The sequence below is a fragment of the Paraburkholderia graminis C4D1M genome, from assembly GCF_000172415.1.
Classification (GTDB): Bacteria; Pseudomonadota; Gammaproteobacteria; order Burkholderiales; family Burkholderiaceae; genus Paraburkholderia; species Paraburkholderia graminis.
This window is the reverse complement of record NZ_ABLD01000003.1, coordinates 159,313-184,401: the sequence shown is the minus strand read 5'-3', so window position 1 is coordinate 184,401 and position 25,089 is coordinate 159,313. Positions and strand designations below refer to the sequence as shown.

General features: G+C 65.3%; 17 protein-coding genes. 4 read left to right on the top strand and 13 right to left on the bottom strand.

From position 1 onward, the window contains the following. Positions 1 to 41 precede the first annotated feature (41 nt). The 5 genes from BGRAMDRAFT_RS06560 to BGRAMDRAFT_RS06540 form a co-directional block, all read right to left on the bottom strand. Entirely contained in the window at positions 42 to 740 is a 699-nt protein-coding gene (locus tag BGRAMDRAFT_RS06560) for a YggS family pyridoxal phosphate-dependent enzyme (protein ID WP_006047904.1), read from the bottom strand. 54 nt (positions 741 to 794) lie between these two features. Further along, complete coding sequence (glcF, locus tag BGRAMDRAFT_RS06555; protein ID WP_006047903.1) at positions 795 to 2,021, bottom strand: glycolate oxidase subunit GlcF; 1,227 nt, start codon at positions 2,019 to 2,021, stop codon at positions 795 to 797. A gap of 7 nt (positions 2,022 to 2,028) precedes the next feature. Continuing rightward, the gene (gene glcE, locus BGRAMDRAFT_RS06550) at positions 2,029 to 3,117 is read right to left on the bottom strand and encodes a glycolate oxidase subunit GlcE (protein ID WP_006047901.1); all 1,089 of its coding nucleotides are present in this window, start codon (positions 3,115 to 3,117) and stop codon (positions 2,029 to 2,031) included. A 137-nt stretch (positions 3,118 to 3,254) separates the two neighbouring features. Then, the gene (locus BGRAMDRAFT_RS06545; protein WP_006047900.1) at positions 3,255 to 4,748 is read right to left on the bottom strand and encodes an FAD-linked oxidase C-terminal domain-containing protein; all 1,494 of its coding nucleotides are present in this window, start codon (positions 4,746 to 4,748) and stop codon (positions 3,255 to 3,257) included. A 202-nt stretch (positions 4,749 to 4,950) separates the two neighbouring features. Beyond that, on the bottom strand, positions 4,951 to 6,366 hold the full coding sequence (locus BGRAMDRAFT_RS06540) for an FAD-binding oxidoreductase (RefSeq protein ID WP_006047899.1): 1,416 nt from the start codon (positions 6,364 to 6,366) through the stop codon (positions 4,951 to 4,953). A 498-nt stretch (positions 6,367 to 6,864) separates the two neighbouring features. On the opposite strand from BGRAMDRAFT_RS06540, the gene BGRAMDRAFT_RS06535 reads away from it, so the two are divergent. Then, entirely contained in the window at positions 6,865 to 7,419 is a 555-nt protein-coding gene (locus tag BGRAMDRAFT_RS06535) for a cob(I)yrinic acid a,c-diamide adenosyltransferase (RefSeq protein ID WP_006047898.1), read from the top strand. A 116-nt stretch (positions 7,420 to 7,535) separates the two neighbouring features. Continuing rightward, the gene (hmpA, locus tag BGRAMDRAFT_RS06530; RefSeq protein ID WP_006047897.1) at positions 7,536 to 8,741 is read left to right on the top strand and encodes an NO-inducible flavohemoprotein; all 1,206 of its coding nucleotides are present in this window, start codon (positions 7,536 to 7,538) and stop codon (positions 8,739 to 8,741) included. An 80-nt stretch (positions 8,742 to 8,821) separates the two neighbouring features. On the opposite strand, the gene BGRAMDRAFT_RS06525 is transcribed toward hmpA, so the two are convergent. The 6 genes from BGRAMDRAFT_RS06525 to BGRAMDRAFT_RS06500 all read right to left on the bottom strand — a co-directional run bounded on the left by BGRAMDRAFT_RS06525 (position 8,822) and on the right by BGRAMDRAFT_RS06500 (position 17,969). Further along, positions 8,822 to 9,154, bottom strand: coding sequence for a helix-turn-helix domain-containing protein (locus tag BGRAMDRAFT_RS06525; protein ID WP_006047896.1), 333 nt, complete (start codon positions 9,152 to 9,154; stop codon positions 8,822 to 8,824). A gap of 3 nt (positions 9,155 to 9,157) precedes the next feature. Then, positions 9,158 to 9,496: a type II toxin-antitoxin system RelE/ParE family toxin gene (locus BGRAMDRAFT_RS06520; RefSeq protein WP_006047895.1), complete on the bottom strand. Its 339-nt coding sequence runs from the start codon at positions 9,494 to 9,496 to the stop codon at positions 9,158 to 9,160. A gap of 226 nt (positions 9,497 to 9,722) precedes the next feature. Then, positions 9,723 to 10,796 carry a 3-deoxy-7-phosphoheptulonate synthase AroG gene (gene aroG, locus BGRAMDRAFT_RS06515; RefSeq protein WP_006047894.1) on the bottom strand — a complete coding sequence of 358 codons (1,074 nt, stop codon included), beginning with the start codon at positions 10,794 to 10,796 and terminating at the stop codon, positions 9,723 to 9,725. 361 nt (positions 10,797 to 11,157) lie between these two features. Beyond that, the gene (tldD, locus tag BGRAMDRAFT_RS06510) at positions 11,158 to 12,624 is read right to left on the bottom strand and encodes a metalloprotease TldD (RefSeq protein ID WP_006047893.1); all 1,467 of its coding nucleotides are present in this window, start codon (positions 12,622 to 12,624) and stop codon (positions 11,158 to 11,160) included. A 90-nt stretch (positions 12,625 to 12,714) separates the two neighbouring features. Next, on the bottom strand, positions 12,715 to 13,611 hold the full coding sequence (locus BGRAMDRAFT_RS06505; protein WP_083803800.1) for a carbon-nitrogen hydrolase family protein: 897 nt from the start codon (positions 13,609 to 13,611) through the stop codon (positions 12,715 to 12,717). Between the two features lie 170 nt (positions 13,612 to 13,781). Next, the gene (locus BGRAMDRAFT_RS06500; protein WP_006047891.1) at positions 13,782 to 17,969 is read right to left on the bottom strand and encodes a YhdP family protein; all 4,188 of its coding nucleotides are present in this window, start codon (positions 17,967 to 17,969) and stop codon (positions 13,782 to 13,784) included. Between the two features lie 196 nt (positions 17,970 to 18,165). On the opposite strand from BGRAMDRAFT_RS06500, the gene glnE reads away from it, so the two are divergent. Further along, positions 18,166 to 20,964 (top strand): bifunctional [glutamate--ammonia ligase]-adenylyl-L-tyrosine phosphorylase/[glutamate--ammonia-ligase] adenylyltransferase, encoded by a 2,799-nt coding sequence (gene glnE / locus BGRAMDRAFT_RS06495; protein ID WP_006047890.1) that lies wholly within the window; start codon positions 18,166 to 18,168, stop codon positions 20,962 to 20,964. Between the two features lie 119 nt (positions 20,965 to 21,083). Here the strand turns inward: glnE and recN are convergent, their stop codons facing one another. Then, positions 21,084 to 22,754: a DNA repair protein RecN gene (gene recN / locus BGRAMDRAFT_RS06490; protein ID WP_006047889.1), complete on the bottom strand. Its 1,671-nt coding sequence runs from the start codon at positions 22,752 to 22,754 to the stop codon at positions 21,084 to 21,086. Between the two features lie 78 nt (positions 22,755 to 22,832). Then, a complete protein-coding gene (locus tag BGRAMDRAFT_RS06485) occupies positions 22,833 to 23,735 on the bottom strand; it encodes an NAD kinase (protein WP_006047888.1) in 903 nt (300 codons plus the stop codon). 318 nt (positions 23,736 to 24,053) lie between these two features. Between BGRAMDRAFT_RS06485 and hrcA the strand changes: the two genes are divergently transcribed. Continuing rightward, positions 24,054 to 25,073 carry a heat-inducible transcriptional repressor HrcA gene (gene hrcA / locus BGRAMDRAFT_RS06480; RefSeq protein WP_025601566.1) on the top strand — a complete coding sequence of 340 codons (1,020 nt, stop codon included), beginning with the start codon at positions 24,054 to 24,056 and terminating at the stop codon, positions 25,071 to 25,073. Positions 25,074 to 25,089: the final 16 nt, after the last annotated feature.

The window sequence follows — 25,089 nt, the reverse complement described above, 5'->3', positions numbered from 1 at the left end:
AAACCGCGTGTGCGCCCGTTAATGCAACGTTAATCGCAACGCTAGTGCGAATAATCGCGCGCGCCGAAGATGGCCGTGCCCACGCGCACGATGGTCGCGCCTTCGAGCACGGCGGCCTCGAGGTCGCTCGACATACCCATGGAAAGCGTATCGAGTTCGAGCCCCTCGCCGACGAGACGCTCGAACAGTTCGCGCAAGCGGCGATGCGGCACGCGTTGGTCGTCGATACTGCCGGCCGGCTCGGGTATCGCCATCAGGCCGCGCAACCTGAGCCGCGGCAGCGCGGCGATGTCTTTCGCGACTTGCACGGCTTCGTCGACGCCGACGCCGCTTTTCGACGCCTCGCCGCTAATGTTGACCTGCAAGCACACGTTCAGCGGCGGCAGCGTTTCCGGCCGCTGCTCGGAAAGCCGTTGCGCGATCTTCAGGCGATCCACCGAATGCACCCAGTCGAACTGTTCGGCCACCGGCCGCGTCTTGTTCGACTGCAACGGGCCGATGAAATGCCATTCGAGCGTGCTGCGCAAATCGGCGAGCACTTCGATTTTCGTGAGCGCTTCCTGCACGTAGTTTTCGCCGAATGCGCGTTGACCGGCGGCATGGGCCGCGCGCACGTCTTCGGCGGGAAAGGTCTTGGAGACGGCAAGCAACGCGATGGAACGCGCGTCGCGTCCCGCCACGTGCGCGGCGAGGGCGATGCGTTGCTGCACCGCTTCGAGGTTATGAATCAGATCGGGCATGGAACGAACCGGAGCGGACCAAAGGTCGATGGGTCGATGAAGTCGATGCCCCGATTATACGGACAGCATGTGCTCGACCAGTTCGATCCAGTGCGCAACCGGCGTCGACGTGCCGCTTTGCAGATGTGAAATACAGCCCACGTTCGCCGACACGATCACCTGCGGTTCCTGCGCATGCAGCCGCTCGAGCTTCTGATCGCGCAACGCATACGAGAGCTTCGGCTGCGTCAGCGAATAGGTGCCTGCGGAGCCGCAGCACAGGTGACTGTCGGCCGGCAGACGCACTTCCAGACCGAGCCTCGTCAGCAGATGCTCGACCGTGCCGCGCACTTTTTGCCCGTGCTGCAACGTGCACGGCGGATGAAACGCGACCGTATGGATCGCACGGCGGCGCGTGACGGCCACGAGTTCTTCCTCGAAATCCGGCAGAATTTCGGCGATGTCGCGCGTCAATTCGACGATGCGGCGCGCTTTTTCCGCATACGCCGGATCGTCGCGCAGCAGGTGCGCGTATTCCTTCACCGTCGCGCCGCAACCCGACGCGTTCATCACGATCGCCTCGACGCCCTGTTCGACATGCGGCCACCATGCGTCGATGTTGGCGCGCATGTCGTCGAGCGCCTCGTCGTTGTAGCCGAGGTGCAGCCGGATCGCGCCGCAGCAGCCGGCGTCCGGCGCGACCACGGTTTCGATGCCGAGCGCATCGAGCACGCGCGCGGTGGCGGTATTCACGTTGGGCATCATCGACGGTTGCACGCAGCCGGCCAGCATCAGCATCTTGCGTGCATGCGTCGCGCTCGGCCATGTCAGCGGACGCTGCCGCGCGGGCACCTTGTCGCGCAGTTTTCTTGGCAACAGCGCACGAAAATGCTGGCCGACGCGCATGGTCGGCGTGAACAGCGCGCTGTTCGGCACGAAGCTCGCGAGCAGCCGGCGCGTGAGACGCTGGCCGAGCGGGCGCGTCACTTTTTCCTCGGTGATCTTGCGGCCGATTTCGACCAGCTTGCCGTACTGCACGCCGGACGGGCAGGTGGTTTCGCAATTGCGGCACGTCAGGCAGCGGTCGAGGTGAACCTGCGTGCTGCGCGTCACCTCCGCGCCTTCCACCATTTGCTTGATCAGATAGATGCGGCCGCGCGGGCCGTCGAGTTCATCGCCGAGCAGTTGATAGGTCGGGCACGTGGCCGTGCAGAAGCCGCAGTGCACGCAGTTGCGCAGAATGGCGTCGGCTTCGTCGCCGTCGGGCGTATTGCGAATGAAGTCCGCGAGATTGGTTTGCATCGCGCGCTCAGAAGTCGGGGTAGAGACGGCCGCGATTGAAAATGCGGGCCGGGTCGAAAGCGGTTTTCAGGCCGCGATGGATTTTCATCAGCGGCGCGGGAAGCGGTGTGAAGACGCCCGCGCCGCGGTCGTAGCCGAGGCCGGTGCGGAAGATCGTCGCGTGGCCGCCGGCCTGCTTCGCGCTGATGCGCACCGTTTGCGCGTCGGTGTCCGTGATCCACCAGCGCTGCGCGCCGCCCCATTCCATCAGTTGCGCGCCGGGCAGTTGCAGCGGCTCGGTGATGGAAGGCAACGCGAGCCGCCACAGCGCGGCCTTCGGCGGAATCGCGGCGAAGAACGAGTCGGTCTGCTCGCGCAAGCCGGCCCAGAAGCGTTCGGCTTCCACCGCATCGACGACTTCGCCGCCCAGCGACGAGCGCGCCGATTTAACCGCGCTCTCCGCGCCCGCGAGACGCACGGCGAGCGTGCCGTGGCGCCAGGCGCTCGCGGTAATCGGCAACGGCCGGCCACCCCATTCGTTGAGCTTGCGTACGGCGTCGGTGCCGTTCATGTCGAACTTGAGCGTTGCTTCGGCCTGCGGCTGCGGCAGCACTTTGACCGACAATTCGAGGATCAGCCCGAGCGTGCCGAGCGAGCCCGCCATCAAGCGCGAGACGTCGTAGCCGGCGACGTTTTTCACGACCTGGCCGCCGAAGTGCAGCGTTTGGCCCTGGCCGTTCATGATGACCGCGCCGAGCACGAAGTCGCGCGCCGCGCCGGCCGACGGGCGGCGTGGACCCGCAATGCCCGCGGCCACGCAGCCGCCGAAGGTGGCCTGCGGCCCGAAGTGCGGCGGCTCGAACGCAAGCATCTGATTGTGTTCGGCGAGCGCCGCTTCGATCTCGACGAGCGGCGTGCCGGCGCGCGCGGTGATGACCAGCTCCGCCGGGTCGTACGCGACGATGCCGCGATAAGCGCGCGTGTCGAGGATCTCGCCTTCCAGCGTCTGACCGTACCAGTCTTTCGTGCCGCCGCCGCGCACGCGTAACGCGCGTCCCTCGGCGCTGGCGGAACGCACGCGCTCCGACCACATGGCGACGATGTCGTCCTCTTCCATGATGCCCTGCTTCGTTATGTTTCGAACGATTGTACCGGGCGGGGCCGCGCTGACAACCCGGAGCGGACCCCTATCGGGTAATCAGGGTGACATGACGCGAAACCCCGCCGCGACGGGCTATGCGCGATGCGTGGATGCTAGAAGCGCGGCAACTCGGGATGCGGCAGCAGACCGCCGCGCACGTGCATCTTGCCGTATTCGGCGCAGCGCGCGCGAGTGGGGATGCCCTTGTCCGGGTTCAGCAGGCCGGGCGGATCGAAGGCCCGTTTGACCGCGTGAAACGCATCGCGCTCCTCGGGCGAAAACTGCACGCACATCGAATTGATTTTCTCGATGCCGACGCCATGCTCGCCCGTCACCGTGCCGCCCAGTTCGACGCACGCTTCGAGAATATCGGAGCCGAACGCTTCCGCGCGGTGCCACTCGTCCTTGTCGTTGCCGTTGAAGAGAATCAGCGGATGCATGTTGCCGTCGCCCGCATGAAACACGTTGATGCAGCGCAGCCGGTACTTCTTCTCCATCTCCTCAATGCGCGACAGCAGCGGCCCGATACTGCGGCGCGGCACGGTGCCGTCCATGCAGTAGTAATCCGGCGAGATGCGGCCGGCGGCCGGAAACGCGTTCTTGCGGCCGGACCAGAAGCGCAGCCGCTCGTTTTCCGTGCGCGAGATCGCGATGCGCGTTGCGCCGTGCTCGCGCAGCACCGCCGTCATGCGCACGATTTCGTCGGCGACTTCTTCGGGTGTGCCGTCGGATTCGCATAGCAGAATCGCCGCCGCGTCGAGGTCGTAGCCCGCGTGGACGAATTCTTCGACGGCGCGCGTGGCGGGTTTGTCCATCATTTCGAGCCCCGCCGGAATGATGCCCGCGGCGATGATGCCGGCGACCGCATCGCCGCCTTTCACGACGTCGTCGAAACTGGCCATGATGACCTGCGCCGTTTGCGGTTTCGGAATCAGCTTGACGGTGACTTCCGTGACGATCGCGAACATGCCTTCGCTGCCGATCAGCACGGCGAGCAGATCGAGGCCGGGCGCGTCGGGTCCGAGCGAACCGAATTCGACGATCTCGCCTTCCATCGTCACCGCGCGCACGCGCAGCACGTTGTGCACGGTGAGGCCGTACTTGAGGCAATGCACGCCGCCCGAATTTTCGGAGACGTTGCCGCCGATCGTGCAGGCAATCTGCGACGACGGGTCCGGCGCGTAGTACAAGCCGTACGGCGCGGCGGCTTCGGAGATCGACAGATTGCGCACGCCGGGCTGCACCGTGGCGGTCCGCGCGTACGAGTCGACTTCGATGATCTTTTTGAAGCGCGCGAGCGACACGACGACGCCGTGACGAATCGGCATCGCGCCGCCGGACAGGCCGGTTCCCGCGCCGCGCGGCACGATCGGCACGCCAAGGCGATGGCAGATCTGCACGATGCGCTGGACTTGCGACTCGGTCTCCGGCAACGCGACGGCAAGCGGCAGCCGACGATATGCGGCGAGGCCGTCGCAGTCGTAGGCGACCGTATCTTCGTCGCGATAGAGCAGACAGTGGTTCGGCAGGACCGCCATCAGCGCCTGCACGACTTCGCGCTGGCGCTGGGCGAGAACTTCTGCCGACAGTTCGGCGGGTGCGTTCATGTGCGTCGTCTCCTCTTGTCTTTCGCCGCGCGCGCTTTCAGGCACTTCCGGGCGCTTCCCGCGCGCTTGTATTGCGGCGACTGTTGCGGCCGGCGGGGTGGTCCGCGCTCATGCCGCGTTTGCTACCGTTGCTACCGGTGCTGCTACTCATATTGCGCCTGAATTGCGCTGGCTTGCGCTCGCCTGTGTGTCTGCCGACGCGTCAAGCCGCCCAGCTAAAGATCTTGCCGGGGTTCATCAGATTGTGCGGATCGAGTGCGTGCTTGATGGAGCGCATCGTGTCGATCGCGACATCGCCGTGTTCCTCAAGCAGAAAATTCATCTTGTGCAGACCGACGCCGTGCTCGCCGGTGCACGTGCCGTCCATGCGTAACGCGCGCTGCACGATGCGATGATTCAGACGTTCGGCCTCGACCAGTTCCTCCGGCTTGTTCGGATCGATCAGGATCGCGACGTGGAAATTTCCGTCACCGACATGGCCGACGATTGGGCAGGGCAGCGGCGACGTCTTCAGGTCCTGCTCTGTTTCGACGACGCATTCCGCGAGGCGCGAAATCGGCACGCAGACGTCGGTCGTGACGGCGCGGCAACCCGGCTTTAATTGCAGCATCGCGAAATACGCGTTGTGACGCGCGTTCCACAGACGGCTGCGGTCTTCCGGCCGCGTCGCCCATTCGAAGCCTTCGCCGCCGTTCTGCGCGGCCAGTTCCTGCACGAGTTCGGCTTGTTCCTTCACGCCGGCCTCGGTGCCGTGGAACTCGAAGAACAACGTGGGCGCCTCGCGCAGCGTCAGATTCGAATGCCGGTTAATCGAGCGGATCGCGAGCGCGTCGACGAATTCGACGCGGGCGATCGGCACGCCCATCTGAATCGTTTCGATGACGGCGCGCACTGCATCGCCCATCGACGGAAATGCGCAGACGGCCGCGGAAACCGCTTCCGGCTGCGGATAAAGGCGCACGGTGATTTCGGTGATGACGCCGAGCGTGCCTTCCGAGCCGACGAAAAGACGCGTGAGGTCGTAACCCGCGGACGACTTGCGTGCTCGCGTGCCGGTTTTGATGACGCGGCCATCGGCGAGCACGACGGTCAAGCCGAGCACGTTCTCGCGCATCGTGCCGTAGCGAACCGCGTTCGTGCCGGACGCCCGCGTGGCCGACATGCCGCCGATGCTGGCGTCCGCGCCTGGATCGATCGGAAAAAAGAGGCCGGTGTCGCGCAGCGCCTCGTTGAGCTGTTTGCGCGAGATGCCGGGCTCGACGGTGACCGTCAGATCTTCCGCGTTGATCGACAGGACGCGGTTCATTTCCGACAGATCGATGGACACGCCGCCTTGCACGGCGAGCAGATGTCCTTCAAGCGACGAGCCGTTGCCGTACGGAATGATCGGCACGTCGTACTGGCCGCAGAGCTTGACGATGGTTTGCACGTCTTCGGTGTTGCGCGCGAACACGACGGCGTCGGGCAATTGCGGGTCGAACGGCGATTCATCGCGGCCATGATGTTCGCGCACGGCCTGGGCGACCGACACACGTTCGCCGAAGGCGTCGGTGAGGGCGCTGAGCAATTCGGGGGAAAATGGCCGGCGCAGCGCGGCCGGCGGAACACCATAATTCACGCATGTCTCCTGTGTCGACTGGAGTTAGCGCTTCAGCGCTTACTCCAGTCCCATGCTAGCGGTCGACTGGAGTTAGCGCTTCAGCGCTTAGTCCGGTCCCATGCTAGCGGTCGACTGGAGTTAGCGCTTCAGCGCTTAGTCCGGTCCCATGCTAGCGGTCGACTGGAGTTAGCGCTTCAGCGCTTACCCCAGTCCATCGACCACGGTTATCAATCATTGTCAGCCGAAGCGATTCTGCAGCAACCGTTTCATTTTACGCCGATCGTTTGCAGGCCGGCTCGAGTCCTTGCAGGCCGCTGATGATCACTGCGGCCCGGACCTCGCTCCTATAATGGCCACGGCCGCCCGATGCGCGCAATATGTCCGATGCGATAGCTGCGCCGCGACTAACCCAGCCGCCGCCAAGCATGATCAACGCCCACCGGCCAACGTATCGGCCGAGGCATCAGCGACTCCGCCACACCACCCGCATCCCGACCGACCAACCAGAGGATCACCATGGGTAACCGCCTAACCAAAATCGCCACCCGCACCGGCGACGACGGCACCACCGGCCTCGGCGACGGCCGGCGCGTACGCAAGAGCAGCGCCCGCATCGAGGCAATCGGCGACGTCGACGAACTCAACTCCAATCTCGGCGTGCTGCTGTGCGAAAACCTGCCCGAGAACGTGCGCGCGGCATTGGTGGCGATCCAGCACGACCTGTTCGACCTCGGCGGCGAGCTCTGCATTCCTGGCCACACGATGATCACCGACCGCCACCTCGCACAACTCGACGGCTGGCTCGCCGACTACAACGCCGCATTGCCGCCGCTCAAGGAGTTCATCCTGCCGGCCGGCTCGCGGGCGGCGTCGCTTGCTCACGTCTGCCGCACGGTTTGCCGCCGCGCCGAACGGGCGATTGTCGCGCTCGGCGAAGAAGAGACGATCAACGCGGCGCCGCGCCAGTATGTGAACCGCCTGTCGGATTTGCTCTTCGTGCTCGCTCGCGTGCTCAATCGCGCTGACGGCGGCACCGACGTCCTCTGGCAGCACGACCGCGGTCACGGCTAGGCAGCAGACGCGATTCTGTAGGCATCAACGCCAGGGCAATTCAGCCTGCGACAATCTGTCTGGGCGAGGGCGCTCTATAAGATGTATCGTATGCGCATCTTTAAGGAGAAGTACAAATGACCGCTCTTACCGCCGACCAGATTGCCCGCGTCAAAGCCACGGTTCCCGTGCTCGCCGAACATGGCACGACCATCACCAAGCATTTCTACAAGCGCATGTTCGCGCATCACCCGGAACTGAAGAATCTCTTCAACCAGACGCATCAGCAAAGCGGCAATCAGCCCGAGACGCTCGCTCGCGCCGTGTACGCGTACGCAGCCAACATCGACAATCTCGGCGCGCTCGGCCCGGCCGTCTCGCGAATCGCCAACAAGCACGCGAGCCTGAACATTCGGCCCGAGCACTATCCGATTGTCGGCCGCCATCTGCTGGGTGCGATCGTCGACGTACTCGGCGACGCGGTCGATCAGCCGACGCTCGACGCGTGGCAGGTCGCGTATGGCCAACTCGCGAACATTTTCGTCGGCACCGAGGCGAAGCTGTACGAAGGCGCGGCATGGAGCGGCTTCCGCCCGTTCAAGGTGGCGCGCAAGCAGGTGGAAAGCGACGAGATCACGTCCTTCTATCTGACGCCCGCCGACGGCACCGCAGCCTGTGAGTTCGAACCCGGCCAATACGTGAGCGTCACGCGCTTTGTCGACAAGCTGGGCGTCGACCAGCCGCGGCAGTACAGCTTGTCGGATGCGCCGCATGGCAAGTGGCTGCGCATTTCGGTCAAGCGTGAAGACGGCCGCGAGGATGCCGCGCCGGGTCACGTGTCGAACCTGCTGCATGCGGGCGTGGAGGAGGGCACGATCGTGCACGTGAGCGCGCCGATGGGCGACTTCACCCTCGATCGCAAGAAGACCACGCCGGTCGTGCTGATGAGCGGCGGCGTGGGCGTCACACCGATGACGTCCATGCTGTCGACATTGCTCGCCGACGGCAGCGAGCGGAGCGTCACTTTCGTCCACGCATGCCGCAACGGCCGCGTGCATGCGTTCCGCGAGTGGCTCGACGAAACCGCTGCGTCGCATGCGAACGTGAAGCGTGTCGTGTTCTACGAAGCCGTTGATGCAAGCGACCGGCAGGGCATCGATTACGATTTCGAAGGCCGTCTCGACGTGACAAAAATCGCGGATCGCGTCATCGCGCTGGATGCCGACTACTACATTTGCGGCCCGGTGCCCTTCATGCGCGCGCAGCGCGACGCGCTGGTTGCATTGGGCGTGGAGCCGGCGTGCATTCACACGGAAGTGTTCGGTTCAGGCGCGGTCGAGTAAGCCGGTCGATGTAGCAGGTCAGGCAAAGCGCGCGCGCTCGCTGCCAGCAGCTAGCTGCGCGAATCCGCCACCCTCGCGCGCTATCCCACCGCCATCGTGACCGGCTTGCCAATCCGGCTCAACATTTCGACGAGCGTGTCGATGGTGAACTTGGTGGTTTTCTTGTTCACCACGTCCGAGACCCGCGGGCGCGAGACCATGAGAATTTCCGCGGCCTCCGCTTGCTTCAGATGATGCTGCTCGATCCACGTGGACAATTCCGTCATGAGCTGCTCCTTGAGCAGCCTCGTGTCGTTGATCTGCTTTTGCGACGCCGCGTGCAGGCGCTTCGCCTCGTCGGCGGAAAAGCCGAGTTCGAGAAACACGTTTGCGCCGGGCTTTGTCACGTGACGAATTTTGGTGTCGATCGTCATTTGTTAAGGTTTCCTATCGTTAATGATGGCGCGATACCGCGTTTCGGCAATCAGTTTGTCGTGCGGCGCGAGCTTCTGGGTTTTCTTCTGCATGCAATGAAGCACGTAAAGCGCTTCTGCAAACTTCGTGACGTACATCACGCGATAAATGCCGTTCTCTTCCCGGATGCGAATTTCGCGCGTTCCAGGACCCACCGAGTCGAACGGTTTCCAGTCGTCGGGGTCGAGACGCGCATGGATCTTGCCGATCTGAAACCCGGCTTGCCGACGTGCCTCTTCTGGAAAGGCGAGCAAATCGCGATAGCTGGAGCCTAGCCAGCGAACTTCTTTTTCCAGCGTCATAACCGCCTTCCATGTACAAAATATTATACGCAAATTCCCGCCTGGTCAAGTCATTCGCGACCCGGCGATGAACTGCTACGGTACATAGACGGCGGCATCTCCACCATTCGTCCGTTCGGCCAACGAAATAAAAAAACCCGGCTGTGAACTGCACGAGCCGGGTTTCTTAACGCTGCAAACCGCATTCTTGCGATGCGGTCAAACGGTAAAACCACAAAACAAAAAATCAGTTGCCGCTTCCGCGCGCCACGCGCCGCTGTTTGACCGCGTCGGCGAGACCTTCCAGCACGGCGACGCTTTCGTCCCAGCCAATGCATGCATCGGTGATGCTCTGACCGTACGTGAGCGCGCAGCCCTCCTGCAAGTCCTGGCGGCCCGCCACCAGATGCGACTCCACCATCACGCCGACAATTCGTTCGTCGCCCGAAGCAATCTGCCGGCCGATGTCCGCGCACACCGGAATCTGGTTCTCGTGCTTCTTCGAACTGTTCGCGTGGCTTGCGTCGATCATCAGGCGCGCCGCGAGTCCGGCCTTGCCGATGTCCGAGCACGCCGCGTTCACGCTCGCAGCATCGTAGTTCGGCGTCTTGCCGCCGCGCAGGATGATGTGACAGTCCTCGTTGCCCGCCGTCGATACGATCGCCGAGTGCCCGCCCTTCGTGACCGACAGGAAATGGTGCGGCTGCGACGCGGCCTTGATTGCGTCGACGGCGATCTTGACGTTGCCGTCGGTGCCGTTCTTGAAGCCGACCGGGCACGACAGTCCCGACGCGAGTTCGCGGTGCACTTGCGACTCGGTGGTCCGCGCGCCGATCGCGCCCCACGAGATCAGATCGGCGATGTATTGCGGGCTGATCATGTCGAGGTATTCGGTGCCGGCCGGCAGACCCAGTTCGTTGATGCGCAACAGCAGCTCGCGCGCGGTGCGCAAACCCTCGTTGATCTTGAAGCTGTTGTCCATGTGCGGGTCGTTGATGAGGCCTTTCCAGCCCACCGTCGTGCGCGGCTTTTCGAAATACACGCGCATCACGACTTCGAGTTCGCCCGCAAAGCGCTTGCGCTGTTCGACGAGACGCCCCGCGTATTCCATTGCCGCTTTGGTGTCGTGAATCGAGCACGGTCCGACGATCACGATCAGGCGGTCGTCCATGCCATGCAGGATCCGATGCATGGCGGTGCGCGAACTGTAGATAAGGTCGGACACTGCTTCGTCGCAGGCAAATTCGCGGATCAGGTGCGCCGGGGGCGTGAGCTCTTTCAATTCTCGAATGCGGACATCGTCGGTGTTGTGCGGGGGCATGTTGTTCTCCTGAATCGGTTCGTAGCGTGTTCACGCGGGCGGCGCGTGCAAGGCAAAGTGTTCAAAGGCTGAATGAGCAAAGACTGAAGGCGAAAAAAAACCGCCAGACTCGCTGGCGGTTTTTCGGGAATTCTCGGTGTTCTGCGTGCACTAACACCCCTCTCGATCCGCCAGCGGTCTGAGATACCAAAAAAAGTAAAAGTAAAACTTGGCGGACATGGCGAAATGGAGGCGCTGGTCAAAAAAGGGTGATTGACTTTATAACCCGGGGAAGCTCGGCTGGCAAGCTATGCGGTCTAAAAATGCGGAAAAGCCGCACGATCCAGCGTTTCCACGCATGAATCGTGCGGCCGGAGCCTCGTCAGGCCGTACCGCCCACCGTCATCCGGTCGATGCGCAGCGTCGGCTGGCCGACGCCCACCGGCACGCTCTGGCCTTCCTTGCCGCACACGCCGACGCCCGAATCGAGCTTCATGTCGTTGCCGATCATGCTGACGTATTTGAGCGATTCCGGGCCGCTGCCGATCAGCGTCGCGCCCTTGACCGGGTACGTGATCTTGCCGTCCTCGATCATGTACGCCTCGGACGCCGAGAACACGAACTTGCCGTTGGTGATGTCGACCTGGCCGCCGCCGAAGTTCACCGCATACAAGCCGTTCTTCACCGACTGAATGATCTCCTGCGGGTCCTTGTCGCCGTTGAGCATGTACGTGTTCGTCATGCGCGGCATCGGCAGCGCGGCATACGATTCACGACGCGCGTTGCCCGTGACCGGCATCTTCATCAGGCGCGCGTTGAGCGTGTCCTGAATGTAACCCTTGAGAATGCCGTCCTCGATCAGCGTCGTGCACTGCGTCGGATTGCCTTCGTCGTCGATATTGAGCGAGCCGCGGCGATTCGGCAGCGTGCCGTCGTCGACCACCGTCACGCCCTTCGCCGCGACCTGCTCGCCGATGCGTCCCGCGAATGCCGACGAGCCCTTGCGGTTGAAGTCGCCCTCGAGCCCGTGGCCGATCGCCTCGTGCAGCAGCACGCCCGGCCAGCCCGGCCCGAGCACGACCGTCATCGCGCCGGCCGGAGCGGGGCGCGCTTCGAGATTCACGAGCGCCGCGTGCACGGCGTCGTCGACGTAACGCGACAGCACTTCGTCGGTGAAATAGCTGTAGTCGAAGCGGCCGCCGCCGCCGCCGCTGCCGATTTCGCGGCGGCCGTTCTGCTCGGCGATCACCGTGACCGAGACGCGCACGAGCGGCCGGATGTCGGCCGCGAAGCCGCCGTCGCTGCGCGCGACCAGCACCACGTCGTATTCGCCGGCGAGGCCCGCCATCACTTGCTGGATGCGCCGGTCGCGGCCGCGCGCCATGTGTTCGATGCGCTCGAGCAGCTTCACCTTGGCGGTGGCGTCGAGCGAATGCAGCGGATCGGCGGGCAGATACAGATCGCGCCCGGCGATGCCTGTCAGCGACGACGCCACCTTGATCTTCTGCTTGCCGCCGCCCGCCTTGGCGATGGCGCGCGTGGCGATCGCCGCCTGGCGGATCGCCTCGGGCGACAGATCGTCGGAATACGCGAAAGCCGTGCGGTCGCCCGACACGGCGCGCACGCCGACGCCCTGGTCGATGCTGAAGCTGCCCGACTTCACGATGCCTTCCTCAAGGCTCCACGCTTCGCTGCGCGTGGCCTGGAAGTACAGGTCCGCGTAATCGACGCGATGCGTGAAGATCTCGGCGAGCGTGCGGGTGAGCAGCGATTCGTCGAGACCATAGGGCGTCAGGAGGATGTCCTTGGCGGTGGCGAGATTGCGGATACCAGGTTCGATGATGTTCATGCGAAGTATGTTCTGCTCGATACGAAGGATTCGGTTAGCGCCACGCTCACTATATGAGTGACGGACGCCGCAGTTTCAATGTCACGTGTTCTAGCTCAGCGCCCGATGACGCCATGCGGGCAGACTCTGCCGCACCTCGTCGATGCGCGTGCGTTCGAGCGTCCCCGCGACCACGCCGGCGCCTTCGTCGCGCACCGCGACGACTTCGCCCCACGGATCGATCAGCATGCTGTGGCCCCACGTGCGGCGGCCATTCTCATGCTTGCCGCCTTGCGCCGCGGCCAGCACGTAGCACTGGTTTTCGACGGCGCGCGCGCGCAGCAGCATTTCCCAATGCGCGCGGCCCGTCGTGTAAGTAAACGCCGACGGCACCACCATCAGCGCGCAATCGCCCATGCGCCGGTAGAGCTCGGGGAAGCGCAGATCGTAGCAGACCGACAAACCGACGCGGCCGAACGGCGACTCGAAGGTGCGGACTTCGCCGCCGGGGCAAATGGTGCGCGCCTCGTCGAACGATTCCTCGCCCTTTTCGAAGTTGAACAGATGGATCTTGTCGTAGCGCGCGGCCTCGTTACCCTCGGGGTCGAACACGAGCGTCGTGTTCAATACGCGCGACGGCTCCGGCGCCGTGATCGGCAACGTGCCGCCGATCACCCATACCTTGTGGCGGCGCGCGGCATCGGCGAGAAAACGCTGGATCGGGCCGTCGCGATACGCTTCGCGAACCGCGAGCTTGTCGGTGTCCTTGAAGCCCATGAAGCAGAAGTACTCGGGCAGAAGGACAAGCTGTGCGCCGTCGGCGGCGGCTTCGGCGATCAGACGTTCGGCGTCGGCGAGATTGCGCTCGCGATCCGGCGTGCTCACCATTTGCAGCGCGGCGACCCGGAAGCTGCTTGACTGACCGCTCGCCGGTTCTCGCTGCGCACTAGCAAGCGCAGTGTCGGACGAGGCGGGGGATGAAGACGAAGAGACGTGTGTTTCGCTCATGAGCGTTTCGGAAAACTCCCGGCAAGGCGGCGCGACAGCCGGCGCCGCATACGTCGTTCAGGGCTGGCTCGGGCCGCCGGTGTGCGCCACTCGAAGCGCCTACTGGATGCGCTGACCGAAGCCATCCGATCGCGATCGACAAAGCCCCGGTTGCACGCTTGCTTGGACGCTCAGTTCGCGCCGGCGGTCGAAGCTGGAGCGTCCATCTTACCCCGATCGCTCTTGACCCGCTCGATGTGCGGTTTCGACCAGGAGCCCGTTATCGCATAGTCCCGCGCGAACGCGTGCGACACCGATTTGCTGAACGCGAGGTCCGCCACCAGCGCGCCCAGGCCGAGCAGCGGGTTGATCACCGCGGCCGCGACGACCGCCGCGCCCGCGCTCACCGTCGGCACGATCTTGACGTGCATGTCCTGCGTTTCCTGCGCCAGGTCGACCGAGCCTTTCATCTCGGCGCGGGCCGGCGCGGTCACCATCTCGAAGTTTTCCGTGCGGCCGATGCCGTTGCGAATCTGCGCCGTCCCCGTGACATGCTCGAAGGGCAGACCTTCGCCGATCACGTCACGGAAATTGAGCGTCGCGAAGCGCGCGAGGCTTTGCAGGCTGAGCACGCCGAGCAGCTTGGCGACGCCCGGATCGACCTTGAGAATCTGCCCATGCCGCAGATCCACGGCGATATTGCCGTTGAGCGTCGGATAGTCGATCGCCGTCGGGCCGCCGCGCCACACCATCTTGCCGTTGAGCGTGCCGCTGCCCGCCTTCAGCGTGCGTGGCTGGCCGAAGCGCTCGAGCAGGCCGCCCGCGTCCTTGATGTCGAGCTTGAAATCGAACACCGTGCGCCGCGGCGTGCTTTCGTCCGCGGCGTTGCCGAGTTCCGTGGAGGTGCGCCAGTTCGCCGTCGCGGTTAACGTGGCCGCAGGATTCGCGATGTCGAGCTTGTCCAGTTGCCAGACCGGCACGCCGTCTTCGTTGAAGTTGTGCGCGAGCACTTCAAGCCGGCCGATGTCGCGGTCGCGCACGATCAGCTCGTTGACGACCAGATCGATCGACGGCATGTTTTGCGCCGGCGCCGACATCGCCTGGCCGAGCAGATCCTTGTCGGCGACCGACGGAATCACGACGCGTGCAAAGCGCGCCTGCAGCGTGCCCGGCGATGCCTTGTCGGCGCCCGGGAGCCACGAAACATGACCGGACACCTGATTCGACGCGATGTTCGCCTGCCATTTGCCGTCCGCGTGCGAAGCGCCGACGATTACGCTCTCCCAGTGGCGCTTGAGCAGCGTCAGCGTGCCGATGTGCAGCGCGAAGCGGCTCGGCAGAAACTGCGCGACGGTCGGATTCGGGGTTGCGGGCGGGACGGGCGCGGCGGGCGCCTCGTTGCTGCGCAGTTGTGTAATCAGCGCGCGCCACGCGTCGGCGTCGAATGCGTCCACGTCCACGGCGGCGATCACGCCTTCGCTCGGCAAGTCGGCCGGCCGGTTCACGCCGATGGCGCCGCGCACCACCGTCGGCGGGCTTTTCGGGTCGTAATGCAGCAGATAGCGCGCGGCGATGGGGCCGAAGTCGAGCTCGGCGCGCTCGAGTCCGCTTTCGCCGGCGAGCGTCGACGGACCGGCACTCGCGCGCAGCGGCATCGGCGTGCCGACCGGCTTGTTGAACGGCGCGGGGAAGTCGAGCGCGAGGCCGGTCAGGTCGGAGTTCGCGGTCAGTTGCGGCAGCTTGCCTTTGGCGCCGCGCACCGTGAGCGCATACGGCGCGCTGCCGCTCATGCGCGTGAGAACCTGCGCGGCCGGGCCATGCAGATCGAGGCCGCGCGCGGCCTCGACGGCGATATGGCCGTTCATGTCGAGCGCGTAGGTGCCGTCCTGTTTCAGCCCGCCGCTCGCCCGCACATCGCCGCCGAGAAACTGCGCGGTGAGCCGCTCGGTTTGTGCGCTGCGCTCGGTGAAACGCACCTTGCCCTTCACTTGCGACAGCGGCGGCACGTTCGCCACGCTCAAACGATTGTTCTGGAAGCCGAGCGCGCCTTCCACGCCGATATGCGGCTTCGGCGTGCGCGGCACCGTCAGCTTCAGCGCGAGCGACGCCGGCCCTTCGGCGCGGATTTTCTCGGTCTGATGCCGCGCCATGATGCCAAGCGAGCTTTCGTTCACGTAGTCGAGCATGTCGGCGAGCGGCCCGAGCCCGTCGCCCTTGATGACGAGATTCGACTCGCGCGTGCCGAGGTCGTCGATCCTGCCGTTCACGCCGTGCAGCGCGACGCGCTTGTAGCGTGCCCGGTCGATGTCGAAGCGCAGCACGTTCTGCCTGATCTCGAACACGCCGTCGATGCCGTCGAACGCCGGCCACACGTTCGGCGTGCCGTTGCGCATGTTGCGCGGCGGGTACGGCGACGGGTCGAACTTGCCGCCCTTGAACGGCGCGACGATATGGAAGATGCCCGCTTCGGGATCGCGCGAGTAGGGGAATTTAGTGAGGTCGCCATGCACTTCGATCTTCGCGCCGCGCGACATGCCGGCCTGCAAGCCGTGGCCGAGATACATGCGCAGCTTCTCGCTGATGCTGGTCGGCAGATAGCGGACGATGCGCGACACCTGCGCGCGCTCGAAGTCGGCGGTCAGATCCAGCGAGCCGCGGCCGTGGCCCGGATTGCTGTAGTCCGCGCTTGCTGTCGCCGCGACGTCCGCATTGGAGACGCCTAGCTCGGCCAGCTTCACCGTGAACGCCGGATGGTTCTCGCCGGGCGCCTTCGGCGAAATGGTCCAGTCGGCGCGGCCATGCAGCCGGTCGAGCGTGAGGCGCGGATCGTCGAACACGCCCGGCAGCGTGATGGCGACGTTGGACGTGTCGAGCGTGGCGGTGCCGCGGCGTTGGTCGGCGTCCACGCGGCCCCACAGATTTTCGATGCCCGGAATGCCGGCGCGCGGGTGATTGCGCGCCGTGAGCCCCGGCGGCGGCTCCTGCGCGGCGACGCTGATGCCTTGCAGGTCGCCCGTGAAGCGGTAGCGCTCGATCGGCTCCGCGCCGGTCCCATGACGGTCGCCGCCCGGCTCGCCGGATTCCGGCTTGCCGCGCTCGACTTCGATCAGGTAGTTAGCGACGAGCCCGCGCGGGTTATAGCGCACGAGGCTGTTCAGGAGCGCACGCGGCAGCGGCAGCGCGCGGCTGAACTCCGCGAGTATGCCCAGGTCGACGCGATCGCCCGACACGCTGATGAACTGCCCGTGTTGCTGCGAAGCCGTCCGGTAGTGCCCGTTCAGCGTCTGGAACGCGAGCGTGCGCGTGAGCGGCGTGCCGTCTTCGAGCGGCGGCTGGCCGAGTTCGGCGCGCATGTCGTTCAGTTGCAGCTCGTAATCGCCTTGCTGCGCTTGCAGGCGCCAGCCGAAATTCGCGATCGGCAACAGCAGCTTGGGCTGCGTGGGCCGCACTCGCAGCGCCACGTCGGCGCCGGCCATTTGCCCGCTTGCCGAAGTCATGCGGCCGTCGGCGAAATCGACCCAGATCGCGTTGTCGATGCGGCCCGCAAACGTCTCGATCGGGAATTTGATGTAGCGAGCGAGCGTCGGCAGATCGACTGGCCCGGTCGACACATACGCCTGTCCTTTCCAGTTGATCGGCTTGCCGATCGCGGCGAGCGGCGCGTGCCGGAAATGCGTGCGGAAATCGAGCGGGCCGCGCAGCAACTGGCCGTCGGGCGGCGCCTGAAGCGCGAGGCGGTGATCGTAACCGTCGTTGAGAATGGCGATGCGGATGTCGCGCAGCGCGAGCTCCGGCGCGTCGCGCTGGGCGTCGCGCCAGCGCAGCACGCCGCCGCGCACGACGATCGCCTGCTGGCGCACGAGCCACGTCGACAACGTGTCGTTGCCGCTATGACGCGTCGGCACCGGCACGCCGGCGACCGACAGCACGCCGTCGCCGCCGCGCGAAATCAGCACGTCGGGCTGGTCGACGATCAGACTCGACAGCGCCGGATGGAATTGCCACAGCGAACGCCACGACAGCGTCGCGGTGGCGTGCGGAATGGTGAGCGCGGGTTTGCCGTCATGGTCGCGGATCACCAGATTCGTGATGTCGAGCCCCGGCTGAAACCCGCTCCAATGCGGCGCCAGTTTGCCGATGGTGAACTGCGCATGCAGCTTGTCGGAGACGGTCGCTTCGATTCGCGGCCGGAACGTGTCGACGCGCGGCAGCACCACGTAGCGCAAGCCGAGAAACAGCCCCGCCGCGATGAAATAGAGGACGAGCGCGAGCGCGAGAACAACGTGGAGCGTCCGGCGCAAGACGACGTGGTCGCTTCCGCTCACAGGCCGGGCCGGCCCGGTTTCCTGCGGGTCGGCGGATTCGTTTCGCTCGGACATGCTGCGGCGGGTGGGCGTATGGTAGTTTTGCGGATTAACGACGAAATGTAACACACGGGAAAGCGTCGACAGGACTTCCGGAAAACCCTGTCAGGGGCCCGCTGCACGACCCACATCGGCGCGCAGCAAACCGTCGTGCGACGAGCCGCTGATCCGCGGTTCATGCCAATCAAGCAACGAGCGAGCCAGACCTTTGATGACTCACGCCACTCTCCTGAGTTCCAGCTATTCACATTACGCGGCGCGCGCCGTGGCGGCCCGTCCGCAACTCGTCGCGCAGGTGGCGGAGCTTGCGTCCGGGCCGTTGACGCGCGAGCGCATCGACGCCCGCTTCGACGCGCTGTGTGCCGAAGCGGCCGGCGGCGCCGACGCGCCGTTGACGGAGGCCGCATTGAAGCGCGCGTTGCGCCAGTTGCGCACTGAGGTCTTCTGCGCGGTGATGGAGCGCGACCTGGCCGGCGAGGCGGACGTCGCCGAAGTCACCGGCGCGATGACGGATCTCGCCGAGACCACGATCCAGCGCTCGCTCACGGTGCTGTCCGCCGAACTCGAAACGCTCTTCGGCGAGCCGCGCGGCCCGCAGGGCGAACGGCTCACGCTCGGCGTCGTCGGCATGGGCAAGCTCGGCGGCCGCGAGCTGAACGTCTCGTCGGACATCGACCTGATCTTCATCTACGAAGAGGACGGCGAGACGGCAGGCGGCCAGCGCGCGCCGATTGCCACGCAAGACTTTTTTACGCGCCTCGGCAAGCGCCTGATCGGCGCGCTCGCCGAAGTGACCGCCGACGGCTACGTGTTTCGCGTCGACATGCGTTTGCGTCCGAACGGCGATTCGGGACCGCTCGTGTGCAGCCTCGGCATGCTCGAGGAATATTTCTACGTGCAGGGCCGCGAGTGGGAGCGCTATGCGTGGATCAAGGGCCGGCTCGTTTCCGAAGGCACGAGCGACGCGGCGCAGCGTCTGTCGAAACAACTCGATGCGATCGTCACGCCGTTCGTCTACCGCCGTTATCTCGACTTCGGCGTGATCAGCGCAATCCGCGCGCTGCATCTGCAGATTCGCCAGGAGGCGCAACGCCGTGCGTCGATGCGTCCCGACAAGGCCGACGACATCAAGCTCGGACGCGGCGGCATCCGCGAAATCGAATTTAGCGCGCAGGTGTTCCAACTGATTCGCGGCGGCCAGGACGCCGGTTTCCGGGTGCGTCCCACGCTCGCCGTGTTGCGGCACGCCGCGACGCACGGGCTGATCGACACGTCGGTGTGCGTGAAGCTCTCACAGGCTTATCGCTTTTTGCGCGAGCTCGAACATCGGCTGCAATATCGCAACGACGCGCAGACGCACGCGATGCCGGTCGATTCCGAGGAACGCGTGGCGCTCGCGCGCGCAATGGGCTGCGACGACTATCCGATGCTGATGGAGCGGCTCGACGCGCATCGGGAATTCGTCGAACAGCAGTTCGACCAGATTTTCGCCGACAAGGTGAGCGGCCGCGACGGCTGCGGCGCGCCCGAAGACGGCGCGGCAGTGTGGGTCTGGAGCAGCGCGCTCGCGGACGACAGCGCGGCGGAGGCGCTGCATGCGCGTCTCGTCGAACTGGGCGTGGCCGAGCCCGCCGATCTGCTCGCGCGGCTGCGCGGCGTCTGGCAATCGTCGCGCTATGCCGGACTCGCGGAGCGCAGCCGGCAGCGCTTCGACATCGTCGCGCAGCGCGCGCTCGAAGCCGCGCGCACGCTCGAGCCGCCCGAGCGGCGCGGCGACACGCTCGCGCGTCTGTTCGATCTGCTCGAAGCCGTGGGCCGGCGCGGCGCGTACCTCGCGCTGCTCACCGAGTATCCGCAAGCGCTGCATCGGGTGCTGTCGGTGCTGGGCGCGTCGCGCTGGGCAGCCGGTTATCTGATCCGCCATCCGCAACTGCTCGACGAACTGCTCGACGACGAAGCGCTGAACACGCCGTTCGACTGGCCCGAGTTCAAGCGCACGCTGCGCTTGCGGCTGGCCGCGGCGGACGGCGTCGAGCAGCAGATGGACTTGCTGCGCCACGCGCACCAGGCCGAGGTGTTCCGTATTCTGCTGATCGACCTCGCGGGCAAGCTGAGCGTCGAGCATGTGAGCGACCGTCTGTCCGAACTCGCCGATGCCGTGCTCGACGTCACGCTCGAAGCCGTCTGGAAGCAGTTGCCGAAGCGCCACCGCGACGCGCCGCGATTCGCGGTGATCGCTTACGGCAAGCTGGGCGGCAAGGAGTTGGGCTATGCGTCGGACCTCGACGTGATCTTTCTCTACGACGATCCCGACGATGCCGCTTCGGACATCTATTCGACCTACACGCGTCGCCTGATTACCTGGCTGACGACCGCAACCGGTGCGGGAACGTTGTTCGACGTCGATCTGCGCTTGCGGCCGAACGGCGAGTCGGGCCTGCTCGTTACCGATCTCGACGCGTTCCGCCGTTATCAGTTGCGCGAGGGCGACGCGGCCAACACCGCGTGGGTGTGGGAGCACCAGGCGCTGACTCGCGCGCGCTACTGCGCCGGCGACGCGCAGATCGGCGCGCAGTTCGAGGCGATCCGCGAACAGGTGCTGACGACGCCGCGCGACGCCGCGCAGCTTGCGGGCGAAATCGTGGAGATGCGCGAGCGCGTCGCCGCCGGGCATCCGAACCACACGACGCTGTTCGATCTCAAGCACGATCGCGGCGGGATGGTCGACATCGAGTTCACCGTGCAGTATTGGGTGCTGTTGCATGCGGCGCGCGATCCCGAGCTGATCCGCAATACGGGCAACATTGCGCTGTTGCGCGAGGTGTCGCGTCTTGGGCTGATGAGCGAGGCGGAAGCGGAGACGGTCGGCGCCGCTTATCGCACGTACCGCAAGCTGCAGCACAAGCTGCGGCTCGATGGGATGGAGAAGGCGCGAGTCGAGCCGGGGTTGGTCGCGGCCGAGAGAGATGCGGTGCTTGGGCTTTGGGAGCGGGTGTTTGGGCGGGGGTGAGGTGGGGTTTTTGAGGATGGGGGCGGGTAGCGGGCGACTGACGGCCAGCGGCGACCGGAGCCAACGGCCTGCAATGGGCAGCGACGGCCCGGAGCCCGACCGCCGCCCTCAACCCCCACCTACGCCGCCAGCATTTCCTTCGCGTGCTTGCGCGTGGTCGGCGTGATCTCCAGGCCGCCGAGCATGCGCGCGACTTCTTCGACGCGGCTCGTCTTATCGAGCGAAACGACGCTGCTCACCGTACCGCCCTTGCCGTTGCCGGCTTTCGCCACCTGGAAATGATGATCGCCACGCGCGGCGACCTGCGGCAAGTGCGTGACGCAAAGCACCTGGCGCGCTTCGCCGAGTTGATGCAACAGCCGTCCGACGACTTCGGCGACGCCGCCGCCGATTCCCGTATCCACTTCGTCGAAGATCAGTGTGGGCGTCGGGCTCGCGGCACTCGCGATCACGGCGAGCGCAAGGCTGATACGCGCGAGTTCGCCGCCCGACGCGACCTTCGCGAGCGGCCGCAGCGGCACGCCCGCATGACCCGCGACGCGGAACTCGACCTGCTCCAGGCCATGCGCGCCGCCTTCGGGTAACGGCACGAGCGCGACTTCGAAGCTGCCGCCTTTCATCGACAGTTCCTGCATGCCTGTGGTGACCGCGGCGCCGAGCGCTTTGCCGGCCTTGGCGCGCGCCTTCGAGAGCTTCTTTGCTTCGGCGAGGAAGTCCTCGCGCGCTTTGGCTTCGGCGGCGTGCAGGCTGTCGAGATCCGCGGCGGCGTCGAGCGCGGCAAGCTGCGCGCGGCGCGTCTCGTGTTCGTCGGGCAGCGTTTCGGGCTGCAAACGGAACTTGCGCGCCGCCGAATGCAATGCGTCGAGACGCTTTTCGACTTGTGCGAGCCGGTCCGGGTCGAGTTCCAGCTTCTGCGCGTAATGGCTCAATGAATACGCGGCTTCCTGAAGCTGGATCTCGGCGGGCTCGAGCGCGGCCAGCACGTCGTTCAAGGCCGGGTCGATATCGGCAAGGTCGCGCACCTTCGAGACGATCGACGCCAGGTGCGTGATCATTGCCTCGTCCGATTCGGACAAAGCATTCAGCGCGCCTTGCACACCGTCGATCAGATTCGCCGAATGCGACAGCCGCCGATGCTCCGCGTTGACTTCTTCCCATTCGCCCGGCTGCGGCGCGAGCTTGTCCAGCTCGGCAAGCTGCCATGCCAGACGCTCGCGTTCCAGCTGCAATTCGCGGTCGCGGGTTTGCGCGTGCTCGACCGCCTGCACCTTCTCGCGCCAGGCGCGCCACGCGCGCGTGACGCTCGCGGACAGCTCGGTCAGCCCTGCATGCGTGTCGAACAGCTCGCGCTGCGCGTCGGGACGCATCAGCAATTGATGCGCGTGCTGGCCGTGAATATCCACCAGCATTTCGCCGACTTCGCGCAGTTGCGCGAGCGTCGCCGCTGTACCGTTGATGAACGCGCGCGAGCGGCCGTTCGCATCCACCACGCGGCGCAGCATTACGGTGCCGCCGTGCTGGCCGTCCGCCGTGGCCGCGCTCAACGCCTGCTCGTCGAGCCACTGGTCCACTTGCGCGTGCGTGTCGAATTCGGCGGTGATGTCGGCGCGGGTCTCGCCGGTCCGCACGACGTTCGCGTCGGCGCGCGCACCCAGCGCGAGCGCCAGCGCGTCGATCAGGATCGACTTGCCGGCGCCGGTTTCGCCGGAGAAAACGGTAAAGCCGCTGTCGAATTCGAGGTCGAGCGCGGCGACGATGACGAAGTCGCGTATCGAGAGGTGGCGAAGCATGGAAGTCGTTTGTGCTTGTCGGTGAGCTTGGTATCGGGTTTTACGAACTGCGCGCTTGCGGTCCGGCGTCCGCGCCGGTCACGGCTTGGGATCTTCCTCGTGCGACGGGTATTCGTTCCAGTGCAGCTTCTTGCGCAGCGTCGCGAAATAGCTGTAGCCGACCGGATGCAGCATCGGCACCGTATGACGCGAGCGGCGCACTTCGATTGAGTCGCCGAGTTCCAGCGACGTGAACGACTGCATGTCGAAATTGACGTTCACCTCGCGCCCCGAAACGATCTGGATGCTGACCTTCGAATCGTCCGGCAGCACGATCGGCCGGTTCGACAGCGCATGCGGCGCGATCGGCACGAGCACGATGCCCTGCAGTTGCGGATGCAGAATCGGCCCTTGCGACGACAGCGCGTACGCCGTCGAGCCGGTCGGCGTGGCGACGATCAGTCCGTCCGAACGCTGGTTGTACATGAAGCGGCCATCCACCGACACATGCAGCTCCGCCATGCCCGAAAAGCCGCTGCGATTCACCACGACGTCATTGAATGCGAGCGCGTGATAGATCGGATTGCCCTGGCGCATGATGCGCGCTTCGAGCAGCACGCGTTCCTCGCGCTCGAAGTTGCCCGCCAGCATCTGCGGCACGGTCACGCTCATGTCGGAGATCGGGATGTCGGTAATGAAGCCCAGCCGCCCGTGATTGATGCCGATGAGCGGCGTGCGGTACGGCGCCAGTTGCCGGCCGATGCCGAGCATCGTGCCGTCGCCGCCGAGCACGACAGCCACGTCGGCGCGCGCGCCGATTTCGGCCGGCCGCAGCGCCGGATAGTCGGTCACGCCGATTTCGGCCGCGGTGTCGGCTTCGAAAACGACTTCGAAGCCGCGCTTCGCGATGCACGTGGCGAGCGCGGTCAGCGGGTCGCGGATGCCCGGCGTATTGTTGCGCCCGACGAGCGCGACAGTCTTGAACTGGCTGGTTACTTGCATGCCGGCATTACACCATAGGTAGGGCCTGAAAAGAACGGGGCCGGGACGCGGCGGCCGGCCGTTCGCAGCGGGCCGTGAGCGCAGTGCGGGATTATCGTTAGAATGGTGAAGCCTTGATGACATGCGCGCCGCGCAAACCGCACCGGCGCGCGGCTGGCCGGACCGTCGGCAACGGGGCCGGCGGCACGCCCGACACAATGCGGCACGTTGTGCTGGAACGAGCGCAAGGCGCGGTCCCGGCGGGCGGCGGGAAATTCGCCGGTGATGGGCGCCGTCGGCGCTCGCGGTAGTCGCCTCATTGAGCTAAAATTTTTCGTCATGCTAGATCCTCGCGCACAAACCCTCCTGAAAACGCTGATCGAGCGCTACATTGCCGAAGGTCAGCCGGTCGGCTCGCGCACGTTGTCGCGCTATTCGGGCCTGGAGTTGAGCCCGGCAACCATCCGCAACGTCATGTCGGATCTCGAGGATCTCGGGCTCGTCATCAGTCCGCATACTTCGGCGGGACGCATTCCCACGCCGCGCGGCTACCGGCTGTTCGTCGACACCATGCTCACGGTCGAATCCGCCGCGGACGAAGAGGCCGTCACCCGCACGGTCAAGACTACGCTGCAGGCAGGCGAGCCGCAGAAAATCGTCGCGGCCGCGGCGAGCGTGCTCTCGAATCTGTCGCAGTTCGCCGGTGTCGTGCTGACGCCGCGGCGCAGTCACGTGTTCAAGCAGATCGAGTTCATGCGGCTGTCGGACAAGCGCATTCTGCTCATCATCGTGACGCCCGAAGGCGACGTGCAGAACCGCATGATGGCGACCCAGCGCGACTTTTCGCCGTCCGAACTCGTGGAGGCTTCGAACTACATCAACGCGCACTTCGCCGGCCTGTCTTTCGACGAAGTGCGCCGCCGCCTGCGCGAAGAAATCGACCAGTTGCGCGGCGACATGACCACGCTCATGCACGCGGCCGTCACGGCAAGCACGGACGAATCGGACACCGGCGAGACCGTGCTGATTTCGGGCGAGCGCAATCTGCTCGAAGTAGCCGATCTTTCCTCGGACATGGCGCGCCTGCGCAAGCTGTTCGATGTGTTCGACCAAAAGACCAGTCTCCTTCAGTTGCTGGATGTGTCGAGTCATGCGGCCGGCGTGCAGATCTTCATAGGCGGCGAGTCCAACCTCGTGCCTATCGAGGAAATGAGCGTCGTCACCGCGCCCTATGAGGTGAACGGCAAGATCGTCGGCACGCTCGGGGTGATCGGCCCGACGCGGATGGCATACAACCGCGTCATCCCGATTGTGGACATCACGGCAAGACTGCTTTCGCTCACGCTAAGTCAGCAGTAAGTCAGCAGTAGCGGTC